Annotated in this window: 15 protein-coding genes; 4 read left to right on the top strand and 11 right to left on the bottom strand. The window is 65.7% G+C overall.

Annotation, left to right across the window (positions count from 1 at the left end):
- Window positions 1-88: 88 nt before the first annotated feature.
- Genes AC5Y2L_RS19230 through AC5Y2L_RS19195 form a run of 8 tightly spaced genes read right to left on the bottom strand, consistent with a single transcriptional unit; the run spans window position 89 to window position 9,167 of the window.
- Complete coding sequence (locus tag AC5Y2L_RS19230; RefSeq protein WP_499937434.1) at window positions 89-910, bottom strand: alpha/beta fold hydrolase; 822 nt, start codon at window positions 908-910, stop codon at window positions 89-91.
- A complete protein-coding gene (locus AC5Y2L_RS19225) occupies window positions 907-1,896 on the bottom strand; it encodes a cyclase family protein (protein WP_499937436.1) in 990 nt (329 codons plus the stop codon). The genes AC5Y2L_RS19230 and AC5Y2L_RS19225 overlap by 4 nt, the downstream gene beginning before the upstream one ends.
- Window positions 1,884-2,708, bottom strand: coding sequence for a coniferyl-alcohol dehydrogenase (locus tag AC5Y2L_RS19220; RefSeq protein ID WP_499937438.1), 825 nt, complete (start codon window positions 2,706-2,708; stop codon window positions 1,884-1,886). Before AC5Y2L_RS19220 ends, AC5Y2L_RS19225 begins: the two co-directional genes overlap by 13 nt.
- Entirely contained in the window at window positions 2,705-4,012 is a 1,308-nt protein-coding gene (locus AC5Y2L_RS19215; protein WP_499937440.1) for an LLM class flavin-dependent oxidoreductase, read from the bottom strand. The genes AC5Y2L_RS19220 and AC5Y2L_RS19215 overlap by 4 nt, the downstream gene beginning before the upstream one ends.
- Window positions 4,012-5,751 (bottom strand): FAD-binding protein, encoded by a 1,740-nt coding sequence (locus AC5Y2L_RS19210; protein ID WP_499937442.1) that lies wholly within the window; start codon window positions 5,749-5,751, stop codon window positions 4,012-4,014. The genes AC5Y2L_RS19215 and AC5Y2L_RS19210 overlap by 1 nt, the downstream gene beginning before the upstream one ends.
- Window positions 5,748-6,665, bottom strand: coding sequence for a 3-carboxyethylcatechol 2,3-dioxygenase (locus AC5Y2L_RS19205; RefSeq protein WP_499937444.1), 918 nt, complete (start codon window positions 6,663-6,665; stop codon window positions 5,748-5,750). The genes AC5Y2L_RS19210 and AC5Y2L_RS19205 overlap by 4 nt, the downstream gene beginning before the upstream one ends.
- On the bottom strand, window positions 6,613-8,310 hold the full coding sequence (locus tag AC5Y2L_RS19200) for a bifunctional 3-(3-hydroxy-phenyl)propionate/3-hydroxycinnamic acid hydroxylase (RefSeq protein ID WP_499937446.1): 1,698 nt from the start codon (window positions 8,308-8,310) through the stop codon (window positions 6,613-6,615). Before AC5Y2L_RS19200 ends, AC5Y2L_RS19205 begins: the two co-directional genes overlap by 53 nt.
- Complete coding sequence (locus tag AC5Y2L_RS19195) at window positions 8,310-9,167, bottom strand: alpha/beta fold hydrolase (RefSeq protein WP_499937448.1); 858 nt, start codon at window positions 9,165-9,167, stop codon at window positions 8,310-8,312. Before AC5Y2L_RS19195 ends, AC5Y2L_RS19200 begins: the two co-directional genes overlap by 1 nt.
- A gap of 138 nt (window positions 9,168-9,305) precedes the next feature.
- Between AC5Y2L_RS19195 and AC5Y2L_RS19190 the strand changes: the two genes are divergently transcribed.
- The 3 genes from AC5Y2L_RS19190 (at window position 9,306) to AC5Y2L_RS19180 (ending at window position 12,231) form a co-directional block, all read left to right on the top strand.
- The gene (locus AC5Y2L_RS19190; RefSeq protein WP_499937450.1) at window positions 9,306-9,971 is read left to right on the top strand and encodes an IclR family transcriptional regulator; all 666 of its coding nucleotides are present in this window, start codon (window positions 9,306-9,308) and stop codon (window positions 9,969-9,971) included.
- Between the two features lie 14 nt (window positions 9,972-9,985).
- Window positions 9,986-11,587, top strand: a complete 1,602-nt coding sequence (locus AC5Y2L_RS19185) for an FAD-dependent oxidoreductase (protein ID WP_499937452.1) — start codon at window positions 9,986-9,988, stop codon at window positions 11,585-11,587.
- 239 nt (window positions 11,588-11,826) lie between these two features.
- Window positions 11,827-12,231, top strand: coding sequence for a hypothetical protein (locus AC5Y2L_RS19180; protein WP_499937454.1), 405 nt, complete (start codon window positions 11,827-11,829; stop codon window positions 12,229-12,231).
- Window positions 12,232-12,324: 93 nt separating this feature from the next.
- Here AC5Y2L_RS19180 and meaB read toward each other — a convergent pair whose 3' ends face one another.
- Together meaB and AC5Y2L_RS19170 are read right to left on the bottom strand one after the other, a co-directional pair.
- Window positions 12,325-13,212, bottom strand: a complete 888-nt coding sequence (gene meaB, locus AC5Y2L_RS19175) for a methylmalonyl Co-A mutase-associated GTPase MeaB (RefSeq protein ID WP_499937455.1) — start codon at window positions 13,210-13,212, stop codon at window positions 12,325-12,327.
- Between the two features lie 18 nt (window positions 13,213-13,230).
- Entirely contained in the window at window positions 13,231-14,370 is a 1,140-nt protein-coding gene (locus AC5Y2L_RS19170; protein WP_499937456.1) for a thiolase family protein, read from the bottom strand.
- A gap of 148 nt (window positions 14,371-14,518) precedes the next feature.
- Here AC5Y2L_RS19170 and AC5Y2L_RS19165 point away from each other — a divergent pair, with 148 nt between their 5' ends.
- Entirely contained in the window at window positions 14,519-15,385 is an 867-nt protein-coding gene (locus AC5Y2L_RS19165; RefSeq protein ID WP_499937458.1) for a proline iminopeptidase-family hydrolase, read from the top strand.
- A 73-nt stretch (window positions 15,386-15,458) separates the two neighbouring features.
- Here the strand turns inward: AC5Y2L_RS19165 and AC5Y2L_RS19160 are convergent, their stop codons facing one another.
- Window positions 15,459-16,226, bottom strand: a complete 768-nt coding sequence (locus AC5Y2L_RS19160; RefSeq protein WP_499937460.1) for an enoyl-CoA hydratase/isomerase family protein — start codon at window positions 16,224-16,226, stop codon at window positions 15,459-15,461.
- Window position 16,227: the final 1 nt, after the last annotated feature.

Raw genomic sequence — 16,227 nt, 5'->3', positions numbered from 1 at the left:
ATCGAGTGTTGATTCTGCGGTGAGGGCGCAGCCTACTCGCACTTTCCCGCTATAGGCGCAGAGTCAATCCCGTCGTGCGCGAGCAGGTTTACTGAGCCAGGAAGTTCAGCAGCAATTCGTTGACGGCGCCGGGCTGCTCGATCTGCGGGCAGTGGCCGGCGCCCTCGACGACGGCGCAGTGCCCACCTTTGATCTGCTTCGCGATCTGCGCGGCCCAACCGGGTGGCAGGAGTTTGTCGTTTCCTCCTTCCACAACCAGCGTGGGCACGTCGATGCGCTCGTAGGGTCGGCTGGTTGTAGGCGTCGACGGCGAGGAAACACCGGGACGGCGAAAACGGGCCGCCGCCACCGCTTCCCACGCCCCGGGTGCCGTGCTCGACACATGACGGCGCCGCACGTACTCGTCGTCGGCCGGATAGCGGGCGTCATAGAACAACGCCTCGACGATGCGCCGCATGGCGGGCAGCGTGGCGTCGTACTGCTGGAGCGCCTGAAAGTGCTTGTTTTGCTGGATCTCTCCGCCGCCGCAGATGATCACCATGCTGCGAACCGGCAACAGTGGCGCATCGGACGTGGCGTCGGTCAGCAGGTTGATGGCGCCCATCGAATTGCCGACGAAGTGCGCCGAGCCCACCCCGAGCGACTCGCAGAATCGGGCGACGTGCCGAATCCGCATTCCGCGCCCGTCGACGAAGTCGACGACTTTCGCCGACCGCCCGAACCCGAGCTGGTCGGGTGCCAGCACCCGGTAGTGCCGGGCCAGCGCGGCGATGTTGCGTTCCCAGCCGAGTTCAGCGCTCGCACCGAACTCGCCGCCGTGCAGCAGCACCACCGGGTCACCGTTGCCCGCTTCCAGGTAGCTGGTGACCAGGCCGTCGACCAGAATGGTTCTGCGCTGTATCTGGGTCACTTGATCGCGATCGGATTCACCGGTGAGCCAACGGCGCCAACGACTCTCAGCGGCGGCGCGATCAGCTGGAATTCGTAGACGCCGTCGGCGGCGCAGTCGTCTGCCAGCGCGCCGAGGTCCCAGTACTCGCCGAACATCAGCCCCATGTCGCGTAGGCACAGCAAGTGCAGCGGCAAGAAGACGCCGTCGACGCCCGACACCAGGTCTTCGACTTGCAGGTTGTCGGCCGCGACGGCGGCCACCTCATGGTCATGCAGCCACGAGGCACACCGCCAGTCCAATCCGGCGTAGCCGTCCATCTTATTTCCGGTCATGAGAAACCTTGTCCACCAACCCGTTCGGATCAGCACGATGTCACCGCGTCCGATCGTGACGCCCTGCGCACGCACCACGTCGTCGAGTTCTTCCGGTGTGATCGGGTTTCCCGGTTCGAGGAACACTTCCGCGCCGCGATAGCGGACCAGGTCCAGCAGCACACCGCGCGACGTGATGCCCTTGCTGTCGACCTTGTCGATGCCGCAGTGATAGGCACCCATGCTGGTCACCGAATCCGCGGGGAACCCGTTGTAGAGCTGATCGTCGTAGTACACGTGCGACAGCGCGTCCCACTGGCTAGCTGCCTGAAGCGGCATGATGATCATGTCGTCGTTGAACCGAAACGGATTGTCCGCGATGTACTCACTTAGCTGCTGCGCCAACGGGTTACGTGCCCACCCGGACCCATATCGAGCCAGGGTGTTGACGTCGCCGCCGTCGACGGTCATCACATGCACCGGGTTGTGCCGAAACTCGAACGCGCCCTGCGGACCTGAGGCACCGAAGTCGACGCCCAGGGAGAATACCCGGCCGTGCCGGACCAGGCTGGCGGCTTGGGCGATCTTGTCGGCGGTGATGAAGTTCAGTGTGCCGAGCTCGTCGTCGTCTCCCCAGCGGCCCCAATTGCAGACCTCGCGCGCGACCCTGCGGAAGTCGGTCAGGCTGGCCACGAGGCTCCTTCCTCGAGTTCACGGGCGATGGCGGCGCCGAGGTTTCCACCGTCGACCCAAACGACCTGGCCGGAAATATAGCTGGCGGCACGGCTATTCAGAAACGTCAGCACGGAAGCCTGTTCAGCCGGATCGGACACCCGGCCCAACGGTTTGGGGATGTCGTCGAGAAACCCGTGTCCGTACGCCGTTCTCAGCTGATCCAGTATCGGCGTTTCGGTGACTCCGGGGCCGGTGCAGTTGATGCGGATGCCCCGGGCGCCGAGCCGCGTCACGTTCTGCATGGTGTAAAGGATGACCGCCTCTTTGGCGAACTGGTAGCCGCCGCCGGTCAGCTGATCGCGGTGACGTCGACACCAGTCGGTGCCCTCGTGCATGGTCGCGGTCTTCAGTAGCGGCGCCACGGCTCGTAGATGCTCGCGGTATCCGGAGGCGGCGAGCGAGGACACACTGACGATCGACGACCCCGCCGTCATCTTCGGGATCAGCGCCTCGGTCAGGTGCCGAAGGCCCAGGAAGTTGATCGTGACGACGAGCTGTGCGTCGCCGATTCCCGACGAGACGCCGGCGACATTGAACAACGAGTCGACCTGACCGACGGCCGCTGCCGCGCGGTCGATCGACGCCGGGTCGGCGAGGTCTACTTCGTGAAAGTCGCTGATATCAAAGGCCGGTCGACGCTTGTCGAGTCCGATCACGTCGGCGCCGAGCGCGGTGAGCTGTCGTACCACATGTGCGCCGATGCCCGACGCGCAACCGGTCACCACCGCGCGGCGACCGTCGTAACGCCATAGCTCGTCGATGGCCGTCACTTGCGCTGCTGCTCCTCCTTGGCGCGCTGTGCCGCCTGGACACGGCCCTCGTTGATCTCCGCCATGGCTTCCGGGATCTCACTGGCGGTGAACTTACCGCCGCGGCCGGTGGGCAGGCCACCGAAGGCATAACTTTCGTCGAATGGCGGCGCACTCGATTCGGGCCGCCGCGCTTCGACCTTCTCGATCACCGGCGCCAGTCGGGCGGCCTTGTCGGCCACAGCCTTTTCGTCACGCTCGATGAATTCGGGCAATACCTCTTTGCCCATCAGCTCGATGGATTCCATGGTGCCCTCGTGGCTGCGCGGGTTGAGCAGCAGGATGATTTCGTCGACACCGCTCTCCTCGTAGCCGCGCAGGAACTCCCGCACGGTGGCCGGCGAGCCGATCGCGCCGCGTCCCGGCCCATAGGCCAGCGTCGGATCCTTTTCCACCTCTTCGAGATAGCGTTGCCACACGCCGGTCCGTCCCGGAGTGTGCACACCGGTCATGTAGTAGTGCATGATGCCGAACGAGAAGAACCCGCCGCCCTGGCCGAGGCGTTGCAGGGCCAGCTCGTCGGTCTTGGCGACCATCATCGACAGATCACCGCCGATGGCGAGGATATTCGGGTTGATCGCCGGCGTGATCGGGACGCCGTTCTCCTCGAATTCCTTGTAATAGCCGTTGACCCGTTCGGTCAGGGGACCCGGCCCGGTGTAAGCGAAACTCAAAGCGCCGATAGCCTTTTGGGCGGCCATCTGCACACTGGCGGGACGCGTGCACGCCACCCAGACCGGTGGGTGCGGCTTTTGCATCGGCTTGGGGATCACGTTGCGGGCCGGCATCTCGATGTGCTCGCCCTTGAACCCGGTGAAGGGCTCCTCGATCATGCAGCGGATCGCGACCTCGAGCGCTTCCTCCCATTGCGCGCGCTTGTCGGCGGGGTCGATGTTGAACCCGCCCAATTCGCCGACCGAAGACGATTCCCCGGTGCCGAACTCGACGCGGCCGTTGGAGATCAGGTCAAGGGTGGCAATGCGTTCGGCGACCCGCGCCGGGTGGTTGACCGCGGGCGGCATGTGCATGATGCCGAAACCCAACCGGATGTTCTTCGTCCGCTGGCTGGCTGCGGCCAGGAAAATCTCCGGCGCGGTCGAGTGACAGTACTCCTCCAGGAAGTGGTGTTCGGTCAGCCAGACGGTGGAGAAGCCCGCCTTGTCGGCGGCCTCGACCTCGTCCAGGCAGTCATGCAGCATGATCCGCTCGTCGTCCGGCGCCCAGGGGCGGGGCAGGGCGAACTCGTAGAACAGCGAAATCTTCATCAATACCTCCTGTGGGAATCAAGGGTCTGTTGGGCCGGTCGCGCAGCCTGGTCGGAAAGGTGTTTAGCCGCGACGAAGCCGAACGTCATCGCCGGGCCGATGGTCGCCCCCGCGCCGGCGTAGCTGCGGCCCATCACCGGGGCCGAGGTGTTGCCCACCGCGTACAGCCCGGGCACCACCGTGCCGTCGGGTCGCAGCACCCGGGCGTACTCGTCCGTGCGCAGGCCACCGGATGTCCCGAGGTCGCCCAGGACAATCCGGAACGCGTAGTACGGCGGGTTCCCCAGCGGATAAAGGTTGGGGTTGGGCAGTGTGGGATCGCCGTAGTAGTTGTCGTAGACGCTGTCGCCGCGGTTGAAATCGTCGTCATGACCGGTGCGCGCCAGCTCGTTGAAGCGGCGGACGGTTTCGGAAAGTTGTTGCGCCGGAACGCCGATCTTGGCGGCCAGCTCGTCCCAACTCGTCGCGGCCTTCACGACACCGGATTCCAGCCAGGCGCGTGGGACCTTGCGGCCGGTAGGAACCGGCGCGCCGGGAATCTTGGGTAGCGGCAGATGACCGGCGATCACGTAGCGATTCCAGGACCGGTGATCGGTGATCAGCCAGCAGGGGATGTGGGTGACGCCGGACCTCTGGCCTTCGATCATCGCGTGACCGAAGTCCATGTATGGCGCCGCCTCGTTGATGAAGCGCTTGCCTTGGCCGTTGACGATGAACTGCGCAGGCATCATCCGTTCGTTGAGCATGAACTGCATTCGGCCGTCCGGCCATTGCATCGCCGGAAACCACCAGGCCCCGTCGAGCAGATCGGTTGCCGCGCCGACCTTTTGGCCCGCGCGTATCCCGTCGCCCATGGCGGCGGGATTACCGAAGCTCCAGTCTTGGTCCAAGACGGGCAGCTGCTCCTTGCGCCAGGCGAGGTCGTGGTCGAAGCCTCCCGAGGCCAGGATGACCCCCCGTCGCGCGGTGATCCGCTGCTTGGCGCCGGCTCTCTCCACCACTGCGCCGATCACCGCTCCCTCGGCATCGGTGATCAGCTCGGTCATCGGGGAGTTCAGCCACAGCGGGATACCGCGTTCCTTCATCGCCAGCCGCAGCCGCGCCGCCAGCGATTGGCCGATCGCGGCCATCCGCTCGCCGATTACCCTGGCCCGCACCATTCGCGAAACCAGCTTCAGCAGAACAACTTTGCCCTCCCAGGATTGCCTGATCCGGTAGAAGGACCGAAGTTCCTTGGGCCCCAGCCAGATTCCCTTGGGGGCAAGTGCCAGCGGCTGCAGAAGATTGGGCTCGTCGGCGCCCAGCGTGCGCAGGTCGATGGGCGGCACGTTGATAGTGCTGCCGAGTTCGGATCCGCCCGGCAGCTCCGGATAGTAATCGGCATAGCCGGGCTTCCAGACGAACTCGAGCCAGCCGGAGAGCCCCTCCAGGAATTCCAGCATCTTCGGCGCGGATTCGACGTACTGACGTATCCGGGCGTCGCTGACCAAACCGTCGGTGATCCGGCGCAGGTATTCGACGACGCCGTCGGGCGCGGGGGCGTAACCCTCCCTGCGCTGGGCCGGCGCCCCGGGTACCCAGATGCCGCCGCCGGACAGCGCGGTGGAGCCACCGAATTGCGGCGACTTCTCCACCACCAGCGCATCGAGTCCGGATGCGTTCGCCGTGAGCGCGGCCGTCATGCCGCCTCCGCCGGAGCCGACGATCAGGACGTCGACTGTATGTTCGGTGGCGCTCATTCCGGCACCGCCGTCCTGATGGCGAAGCCGGCGATCAACTCGGCTGCCGGTTTGTAGTAGCGCACCATGGTCTGGTATGTCCCCGCGGTCGCCAGCGCCGCGAAAGCCGCCACCCAGGTTCTGATTTCGTGCGCCGAGCTGCCACCCTCGTGCACGACGAACGAGTTCGACCATTGGTCGAGCTCCTCCAGCCGTCCCGCATCGATCACCTCCAGGAAACGGTGGTCCCAGATCGGGTTGAGCGGTTGGAGTTTGCCCTCACCCCCGGCGAAGCGCTTCGCCGCGTCGATGACGGCGGTCTGGCGCGCCTCCCGCTGCTCGGCCGTCATCGGTTCGCCGTCGACGATCCGCCGGAGAACCGCCGGGCCCGCCGTGCCCAGCGTCGGCACCGGCGGACTATGCGACAGGCCACCGGATCCGATCACCAGGACCCGCTTGTCGAGGGTCGCCAGGAAGGCGCCTACCGCGGTACCCAATGCCCGACAACGGTGTAGCGGCCCCAGCGGCTCGGCGATCGCGTTGATGAAGATCGGGATCACCGGCCGTGACCTGGCGTCTCCGAATAGTTTTTCCAGCGGCTGCACGGTGCCGTGGTCGACGTCCATGCGCGCCGATACCGCCACGTCGACGCCGGATGCCAGCACCGCCTTCGCGCAGTCAGCCGCGAGGTCTTCGGGTACGTCCAACGGTCCCAGGTGGGTGCCATAGTCGCCGATTCCGTTGGCCTGCATGCCGATACAGAACGGCGGCATCACCTTGTAGAAGAAGCCGTTGTAGTGGTCCGGAGCGAAGATGACGACCAGTTCGGGATCGTAATCGTGGGCGAAGTCTCGGGCCTGCGCGATCGCGGCTTCGACGTCGTCAAGCAGGTCCCGCGGCGGCCCCGGTAGATTCAGCAGCGGGCTGTGGGACATACAGCACAGAGCCAGTGGCACTTGACAACTCACCCCCTTCCGGCGTGAGTGCGAGGGCGTCGAGCAGCGATGCGCTCAGCTCCGGAGCGAGCTGGGCAATGCAGGCTCCCGCGATGCAGCGATCGGGGCGCAGAAACAACACCGATTCCCGGTGGCCGTCGAACCAGGCTTTGAGGTCGCCGGTGCGGTCCCCCACGATCACCACGTCGGGATCGTCATCGCCGGCCCAGTGCAGTTGGGTCAGCGGACGCAAGGCAATGAAGCTGGCGCCCAACGACTTCCATTGTGCGAAGGCGTGCTCGCCGAGGATTTTGCGTGGATTGTTGTTCCAGCACAGGACGGCGAACCACCCGCCGAGCACGTCGTCCAAGAGCACATCGCGCTGTGTTCGGGTAGCCACACGCGGCTGCACGAACAACGTGCCGACCGGTGAGCCCGGATGACGCGGTTCGGGATGAACGATGGCCCCGTGGTCGTAACGAGGCATCGGTTTGAACCGCATCTCGAGCACATACCGCTTGAGCGAAGGCACAATTGAGGCCGATCGCACAATCAGGTCTCGCGCCGCCGCCACCCTGCGGTTAGTCGGCGAGATGACCCGCCCGACCATGGTAGAGAGATCGATCATCGCGCGCGCGTGCTTGCGCCGCTCCACCTCGTAGCTGTCCAGCAACCTGGCGTCGGCACGGCCGGTCACCACTGCCGCCAGCTTCCAGCCGAGGTTGGCCGCATCGCGAATTCCGCTGTTGTAGCCCTGTCCTTGCCAGACCGGCATCAGGTGCGCGGCGTCTCCGGCCAGCAACAAGCGGCCGCTGCGGAAGGCACCGGCGATCCGCGAATGGTGGGTGTAGACCCGGCGGCGGATCACGTCGACCCGGTCGGGGTGCGGGACCATGCGCGCCAGCATCCGCGTCAGAAACGCGGGATCTTCGGCCTGCTCGTCGGACTCGTCGGCGTGAATCATGAACTCGAACCGGCGAATACCATGCGCGATCGAGATGGACGCATACGGGCGCTCCGGGTCGGCGCCCACCTCGCTGTTCGGGTGGCCCAGCGGGTCGTTGGCGACGTCGACGACCAGCCAACGGGTGGACGACGTGGTCCCGTCGAAGGACACGTCCATCATCCGGCGGGTCATGCTGCGGCCGCCGTCGCAGCCCACGACATACGCCGCCCGCACGCTGCGGGCGTCACCGTCTCCGCCGAGCTCGACGGTCACCGTGTCGGCGGTCTGCCGGCAGGACGTCATCGGACGGCCCCACCAGACCTCGACACGGTCGAATCTGTCTAATCCGCCGAGCAATTCGGCGTCGACTAGCGGCTGCACGAATCCGTTGCGCTTCGGCCAGCCGAAACACGCGTCGGGCGGGGCCATTTCGGCGAGGATACGGCGCCTGGCATCGTAGAAGCGCAGGATCTGGTTGGGCACCGTATGCGGCAGGATGCGGTCCACCAGGCCGATCGACTGGAAGGTGCGCAGGGCTTCGTCGTCCAGTCCGACGCCGCGCGGGTAGTCGATCAATGTCTGCCGTTCCTCGACCACCAGCGTCCGTACCCCTTGCAGGCCAAGGATATTGGCCAGGGTCAGCCCCACCGGGCCGGCGCCGACAACGACCACATCAACATGCTGCCCGGCCGTGCTCATCAACGTCCCAGCAGAAAGTCGAGATGCAGACGATTGAAGGTCTTGGCATCCTCGTATTGCGGCCAGTGACCGCAGCCCGGCATCACCTCGAACCGTGCGCCCGGGATCATCGAGGCGATGCGGCGGCCCTCGGCCACATCGGCGGTCGGGTCGTCGCTGGTCCACAACACCAGGGTGGGCGCGGTGATGGCGCCATACTCCTTGGGCCCGAGGATGTTTCGGGCCCTGATCTCCGGATCCTGCAGCGCCATGATGTCGCTCATCGCGGAGACGAATCCCGGTTGGCGATATATGCGTTGGCGGCTGGCCACCAGGTCGTCGTAATCCTTGGACTTGTCGGCCATCAGCCACTTGATGCGTGCCTGAACCGTCTCCCACGTCGGGTTCTCGGCGGCCGCCATGGACAGGGTGAAGATGCGTTGCATCACCGCCGGGTCGGCCTGTGAACCGCCGGCAGTGTTGAGGACGAGCCGGTCGACGACCTCCGGATGGTCGATGGCGGCGCGGGCGGCCACCCACCCGCCGAGCGACTCACCGCTGAGGTGGGCACGCTTGGCGCCGATGGTGTCTAAGACGGCCAGCAGGTGCTCGACGTAGTGGGTGATTTCCAGCGGATGCCCAGGCTTGTCGGTATACCCGTGGCCGAGCATGTCGATGGACCAGGTCAAGAAATGTTCGGCGTGCGCGGCCAGATTGCGGACATAGGCCTCGGCGTGGCCGGCGGACCCGTGCAACAGCATCAGCACCGGCTTGGCCGGGTCGCCGGCACGCAGATAGCGAGTCCGCACTCCCCCGGCGAACAGGTAGCCCTGTGAGAACGGGACGCCTTGCAGGTCGCTCCAGATGCTTTCGAACACGATTCCTTTTGGCGCGCCTCTCTGGGTCCGGCCGACGAGAATCTCGCTCTCGTTCTGGGGCTACCTTGTGTGCTAATATCGCACATCAATGTGCGATATATATAGAGCTTCGCTCTCGTGGTGAGGTCTGTCAAGACCATGACGGGATCACAGACCCTGGCGCGGGGCCTGACCGCGCTGCAGTTGGTGGCGGAATCGCCAGCCGGCCTGACCGTGCAAGAACTCGCCGATCGGGTTGGCGTCCACCGCACCATCGCCTATCGGCTGCTGTCGACGTTGGCCCAGTTCCGGCTGGTCGCCAAGGGAGAGGACGGGCGCTACCGGCCGGCCTCCGGCCTGGCCGTGCTGGGCGCGTCGTTCGACAACAACGTGCGCCAACTGAGTCTGCCGACGCTGCGGGGGCTGGCCGACGAGCTCGGCACCACCGTTTCGCTGCTCGTCGCCGAGGGCGATCAGCAAGTCGCCATCGCGGTGATCGTCCCGACCCATGTGGCCTATCAACTCTCGTTCCACGAAGGCAGCCGCTATCCGCTGGACCGCGGCGCCGCCGGGATCGCCCTGCTGGCGAGCATGCCGCCGCGCCCTGGGGAGCGCGAGTTGGTCGTGCGCGCGCGCGAGCGCGGCTGGGTGATGACCTACGGGGAAATCGAACCGAACACCTACGGATTGGCCGTGCCGGTACACCGTCGGGCGCCGTCACCACCGACGTGTATCAACCTCATCTCCCACCGTGAAGACGTCGTACTGCGCGGCAAGGACGCGGTCGTCAAGGCCGCAGAGCAGTTGTCCGCGTTGCTGAGCTGAAGGGATGGCAAGCCATGTCCTGGGACCACGAAACCGATGTCGTCGTACTCGGCAGCGGCGGCGCCGCACTCACCGCCGCGCTGGCAGCCGTGGTTGCCGGCGCCTCGGTGGAGGTGTTCGAGAAGGCGCCGACCGTCGGCGGAACCACCGCGGTGTCGGGCGGCATCGTGTGGATCCCGGCCCATAACCGTTGTCCCGACCGGGAATTGACGATCGACGACGCGTTGCGATATCTGCGCGCACAGTCTTTCGGTTCAATGGACGATGCGTTGGTCGAAACGTTCGTGCGCACCGGCCCGGCGATGCTGGACTTCGTCGAGAAGCACAGTGGTCTGCGCTTCGAGGTCGCGTCGGGTTTTCCTGACTATCAACCCGAGCTGCCGGGGGGACAACCGAGCGGCGGCAGATCCCTGAGCGCAGTTCCCTTCGATCTCAGTCAACTTGGCGAATGGGCCGGACGGATCACCTCGTTTCCGGCGGATTGGTCCAACGTCGGTTTCGATGCCGAGACCCGGGCACGTTTACATGCAGATCTTGACGAGCAAGCCGGCGACCTCTGCGTGGCCGGGACGGCCCTGATTGCCGGATTACTGAAGGGTCTGCTGGACCACGGGGTGACACCGCGCACGAACGCACGGGCCGAAAAGCTGCTCGTCGACGACGGAGTGGTCACCGGAGTTCGAGTCGCCGGCGCCAGCGTGCGCGCCCGGCGTGGCGTCATCCTGGGTACCGGTGGCTTCGAATGGAATCCCGTTCTGGTGCAAGCGTTTCTGCGCGGACCGATGCACGGCGCGGTATCGCCACCGAATAACACCGGGGACGGATTGCGGATGGCCATGGCCCACGGGGCGGACTTGGCGAACATGGGCGAAGCGTGGTGGGTACCCATCGTGCAGATTCCGGGCGACACTATTTCGGGCAAGCAGCGCAGCCGCAGCGTGCGGCTGGAACGAACACGGCCGCGGAGCATCATGGTGAACCGGGCCGGACGCCGGTTCGTCAACGAGGCCTGCGACTACAACTCGATGGCCGGCGCCTTCCACTATCTCGATCCCCGAGGCGGATACGTCAACGACAGCGCGTGGATCGTCTTCGACTCAGTTCACCTGCAGCGCTACGGGTTTCTTGGCGTTGCGCCCGGGGAGCCGGTGCCGGACTGGTTCTGCGAGTCTGCGGATCTTGCCGAGTTGGGCGCAAAGACCGGGATCGACGCCGACGGCCTCATTCGCACCATCGACGAGTGGAATCGTCATGTCGCTGCGGGTTTCGATCCCGACTTCGGCCGTGGCTCAAGCACCTACGACGGTTACTGGGGTGACGACCAAGCCACCACCCTGGCCGGCAAGACACTGGGCCCGATCGACACCGCCCCGTACTACGCGGTGCCGGTGCGGGTCGGCGCGATGGGTACCAAAGGCGGACCACGCACCGATCACGACGGCTGCGTCCTGCACGTCAACGGTGAGCCGATAGGGGGGCTCTTCGCCGCAGGCAACGCCATGGCCGGCGTGACCGGCCGCGCGTATGGCGGGGCCGGTGGAACCATCGGTCCGGCAATGGTTTTCGGGTATCGTGCGGGCTACGCGGCCGCCACCGGGAAGTCGGTCGACAGCTAGGGCGAGCTGGGCCCACACCGCAGGTAGGGGAACGCAAACTTGCCCATTTCGTGCCTGCCGAAATCAGGGGACTTTGCGTCTGCTCGCTCTACGGTTACCTCGGGCGATGCATGTAAGGACAGGCGTCGTTTGACCCGTCAGGGGGAGGTACGCAATTCCCCCGGTCATCCGTACAGCTCTTGTACACCCCGGGCGCCGACCCCCAGGGGCCGGGTTCGTAAGCGACCTGGATGCAGTGAATGCCGTTGGCCCAGGCCGACGGCGGCTGGACGGCGGACAGCGCCGTAACACCGAACACCGTGAATGCCGCGGCTACCAGACCGCAACCGATCCGCCGCAACGGTGCAAGATCAGACATGTTATTCCCCCGTGTTCTAGCACTTTTCAGCTTCCTTGACGCGTCAAGACTTGAGTACATCCCCTCTAACCCCCTGTCAATGGCCATGTGGGCGGCCGCAAAAAGCCCGATCCGGCTGATTGGCCATCTGGTTTTGGCGGCTCCCCGTCTGGTGGTCGGCGCGGCGGAGTCGGTAGAACTCGCCGCAGAAGCGGTGCCCGAGACGGTCCAGAGTACTGGCGGCGGTGGTGACTTCGGGCGGAAATCGTCCTCATTGTTTGAATGGCATGCGCGAGGCGATGGCTAGCGAGCAGCGTTCTCGTTGGTGACGTCGGCGGCACACCTCGATTGGTGGCGAACAGACGCAAAAGCTCCCATTTCGTAGCCGAATGAGGGGACTTTACGTCTGCTCGCCGTATGGTCCGGACACCAGCCGTTCGGCGGCGGAATAGGGATCGTCGTGGCCGTCGACCACTGACTCGGCGAGTCGATCGAGATCTGGACTGTTGCGCAGCAGAGTTTGGGCCAGGGACAGGACCTGCGCCCGGGCGCGCGCCAGCCTGCGGGCGCGGCTGTCGGCGCGGTGATGGTCGTCGATCGCGGTCACCAATTCTGCGACACCTTCGCCGCGTGCGGCGACCAGGCTGACGATCGGTGCCTTGGTCTCGGCCCGCAAATCCCGGACCGTCTGCTCGGCGCCGTCCCGGTCGGCCTTATTGACCGCCACGATGTCAGCGACTTCCAACACACCCGCTTTGGCGGCCTGGACCGCGTCGCCGGCCCCAGGATTGAGGACGACGACGGTCGGATCTGCAACGGCGGCGATCTCGATCTCCGATTGCCCGACTCCCACCGTCTCCAACAGGATGACGTGATACCCGATGGCGCCGAGCAAGCGGATGGCTGCCGGAACCGCGGCGGCCAGACCGCCGATATGGCCGCGGGTCGCCACCGAACGGATCAGCACGTCGGAGTCGTTGATGTGTGCGGCCATTCGTATTCGGTCGCCGAGCAGTGCGCCGCCGCTGAACGGCGACGACGGGTCTACGGCCAGCACAGCGACCCGCTCGCCACGCTCGCGGTACGCGCCGACCAGGGCGGCGATCGTCGTCGACTTGCCTGCACCCGGCGGTCCAGTGATGCCGATGACGCGGACGGCGCAGGACTGGGCGGCACCCAGGCTCGCGAGCACTTCCTCGCGACGGTCGCCCTCGACCAGGCTGAGTAGCCGACCCGCGGCGCGCGGAGATCCGTTGCGCGCACCCGCAACCAGATCGGCTATCTCCATCTCGGCTATTCGCCCACCTTAGGCCGCAGCGACCTCGATGACGGTGGCGGATCCCATGCCGCCGCCTGCGCACATCGCTGCGACCCCGATGCCCCCGCCGCGACGCCGCAGTTCGTGTACCAGGGTGACGATCATCCTGGCACCGGTGGCCGCGACCGGGTGTCCCAGTGAGCAGCCGCTGCCGCTGACGTTCACCTTGTCCGGGTCGAGATCGAGCAGCTTGACGGTGGCCACACACATTGCTGCGAACGCCTCGTTGATCTCGAACAGATCCACGTCGGACAGCGAAAGCCCGCCCCTGCCAAGTGCTTTCGGGATCGCCTCCACCGGCGCCAACCCCGTCGACGCCGGATCGACCCCCACCGACGCCCACGACACGACCCGCGCCAGCGCGGGCAGCCCCAGCTCGTCGCTGGCGATTGTCAGCACGGCGGCCCCATCGTTGGCGCCGCAGGAATTTCCGGCGGTGATGGAAAAGCCGTCGATCTCGGGATGCAGCGGTTTGAGGGCGGCCAGCTTCTCCATGCTGGTGTCGCGGCGTGGGTGCTCGTCGACCTTGAAGATGCCGTGCGGCGTCTCGATCGGCACGATTTCCGCCTCGAAGCGCCCCTCGTCGATCGCGGCGATCGCGTTGCGGTGCGACCGCAGCGCCCAAGCGTCCATCTCTTCGCGGCTCACGCCGGCTTTGACGGCGGCGTTCCAGCCCACCGTGATCGACATGTCCATGTTGGGCGCGTCGGGCCGGTCCGGATGAGTCGGTGGGAACCAGTCGACCCATTCACCGTCGACCTGGAACTTCGACCGCGGCGACGTCGACGCCGAGTTCACCCCACCGGCGATGATCAACTTGTCCATGCCCGCGCGCACAGTGGCCGCCGCAGTCTGCACCGCCGCCTGGCCGGCCGCGCAGTGCCGATTGTTGGCCAGACCGGGCACCGTCGGCAACCCCGCCGTGATGGCCGCATGCCGGGCGAGGACGCCGCCGCCGTAGAGTCCTTCGCCCAGGATCACGTCGTCGACCTGCGTCGGGTCCAGATCCTGCGCGGCCTCCGTCACCACGTGATGGGCCAGGTCAAATGCGGTGGTATCGCGCAACGTCCCCTTTCGGGCGGTTCCGATCGGGGTACGCAGCGCGGACACGATGACGGCTTCAGGCACGGGTCTTCTCCACTTCGGCGGGCACTTGAGCGTGCGTGGGCGGGGGCTGGAGAGCCAACCGCAGATTATGAGAACACTATTCTCTCAGGCTGAGAGGACCAGTTGCAAGGAGGGTCACGTATCACGGCGAGCAGCCATACTGGCCGGTATGTCTCAGCGGCAGGGAACGATCGCGGTCCCCGGTGGAAACGTCTGGTTCAAGCGAGTCGGCGGCGGTGCGGGTCGGCCACTGCTGGCGATTCACGGCGGGCCGGGGTTACCGCACAATTACATAACCTCACTGGAGCGTTTGGCCGACGAGCGCGAGGTCATTTTCTGGGATCAGCTCGGCTGCGGGAAATCCGAACGCCCGGCGGACGTGTCGCTGTGGACGATGGAACGCTCGGTGGCCGAAATATACGCAGTGGTAAAGGATCTCGGCCTGGAGCGTTTTCACATCTTCGGCAACTCGTGGGGTGGGATGCTGGCACAGCAGTATGTGGTTGACGCGACGCCCGCGGCCGCCAGCCTCGTCATCTCCAACAGCATCGCTTCCATACCGGAGTTCTCGAAGATGGTGGCCCGCTTGAAGTCCGGCTTGGATGCGGCGACGCAGGCCGCGATCGAGTGTCATGAGGCCGCGGGCACTACCGCGTCGGCCGAATACCAGGCCGCGATTCGTACGTGGAACGAGCAGTATTTGTGCCGCCAATCTCCCTGGCCTGACGAGCTCGAGGACGCTTACAAGGGCATGGGAGCCGCGGTCTTCGAGACGCTTTTCGGGCCGAGCGACTTCCGCATCGTCGGAAACATCCGGGACTGGGACGTGTTCGACCGGCTAAGCGAAATCAGGCTGCCTACCCTGCTGGTCGCGGGCAGGTTCGATCAATGCGCGCCGGAGCACATGTGGGAAATGCACCAGCGGATCAGCGGCTCCCGGTTCGTGTGCTTCGAGAACAGCTCGCACATGCCGTTCATCGAGGAGCCCGAGCGGTTCGACCAGGTGATGCGGGAGTTCCTGCGGCAGCACGACTGACGGCGAGCAGACGCAAAATCACCCGAAAAGCGTTGCGTTCGGGCAATTTTGCGTCTGCTCGCGCGGGGATAAGTCAGTTCTTCGAGGCGTTCAGCTTGGTGATGATCGACTTGAAGTCGTCGGTGGTAAACGACTGATGTTCGGCCGACAGGGCATAGTCCAGGCTGGCCAGCACGGCGCGCTCCAGATGGATGTTGAGCACCCGTTTGGTGCTCTCGACGGCTTGCTGCGGCAACTCCATGATGCGCTTCGCGCAGCCCACCGCCTCGGCGACCGGATCGGAGACCACATGATTGGCCAGTCCGAGTTCGACGGCCCGTTCAGCGCGAATTCGCGTGCCGGTCAACGCGTATTCCTTGGCCAGCATCAGGCTGATATGCAGCGGCCAGGTCAGTGGTCCGCCGTCGGCGGCCACCAGTCCCACCTGCACATGCGGATCGGCCAGATAGGCGTCTTCGGCGATGTAGACGATGTCACTAAGCGCGACCAGACTGCAGCCCAGCCCCACCGCCGGCCCATTGACCGCGGCCACCACGGGAATCCGGCACCGGGCCATGCCCAGCACGATCTCGCGTCCATCGCGGATGGTCTTGGCCCGCAGATCGGCATCTTGGGCCAGTTCGGCGAGGTAGGAGAAATCGCCGCCGGCCGAAAACGCCCGGCCCGCACCGGTGATCACGGCCGCGCGGGCCGTCGGATCGTCGGTCAGCCGTTGCCACAGCCGCGCGAGTCCGACGTGCAGACTGTCGTTGACCGCGTTCAGGGCATCCGGACGGTTGAGTGTGATGATGCGCAGCCCGCCGTCGGCGGTGACATCGATTTCGCTTGGCATGTCATACATT

The sequence above is a fragment of the Mycobacterium sp. NGS66 genome, assembly GCF_059812225.1.
This window is presented reverse-complemented; position numbering and strand designations above follow the sequence as displayed.

Coding starts and splice junctions, on each gene's coding strand:
- AC5Y2L_RS19215 (WP_499937440.1), bottom strand. CDS start 4,012: ATGAAGATTTCGCTGTTCTACGAGTTCGCCCTGCCCCGCCCCTGGGCG.
- AC5Y2L_RS19210 (WP_499937442.1), bottom strand. CDS start 5,751: ATGAGCGCCACCGAACATACAGTCGACGTCCTGATCGTCGGCTCCGGC.
- AC5Y2L_RS19165 (WP_499937458.1), top strand. CDS start 14,519: ATGTCTCAGCGGCAGGGAACGATCGCGGTCCCCGGTGGAAACGTCTGG.
- AC5Y2L_RS19205 (WP_499937444.1), bottom strand. CDS start 6,665: ATGTCCCACAGCCCGCTGCTGAATCTACCGGGGCCGCCGCGGGACCTG.
- AC5Y2L_RS19180 (WP_499937454.1), top strand. CDS start 11,827: ATGCCGTTGGCCCAGGCCGACGGCGGCTGGACGGCGGACAGCGCCGTA.
- AC5Y2L_RS19190 (WP_499937450.1), top strand. CDS start 9,306: ATGACGGGATCACAGACCCTGGCGCGGGGCCTGACCGCGCTGCAGTTG.
- AC5Y2L_RS19185 (WP_499937452.1), top strand. CDS start 9,986: ATGTCCTGGGACCACGAAACCGATGTCGTCGTACTCGGCAGCGGCGGC.
- AC5Y2L_RS19160 (WP_499937460.1), bottom strand. CDS start 16,226: ATGTATGACATGCCAAGCGAAATCGATGTCACCGCCGACGGCGGGCTG.
- AC5Y2L_RS19200 (WP_499937446.1), bottom strand. CDS start 8,310: ATGAGCACGGCCGGGCAGCATGTTGATGTGGTCGTTGTCGGCGCCGGC.
- meaB (WP_499937455.1), bottom strand. CDS start 13,212: ATGGAGATAGCCGATCTGGTTGCGGGTGCGCGCAACGGATCTCCGCGC.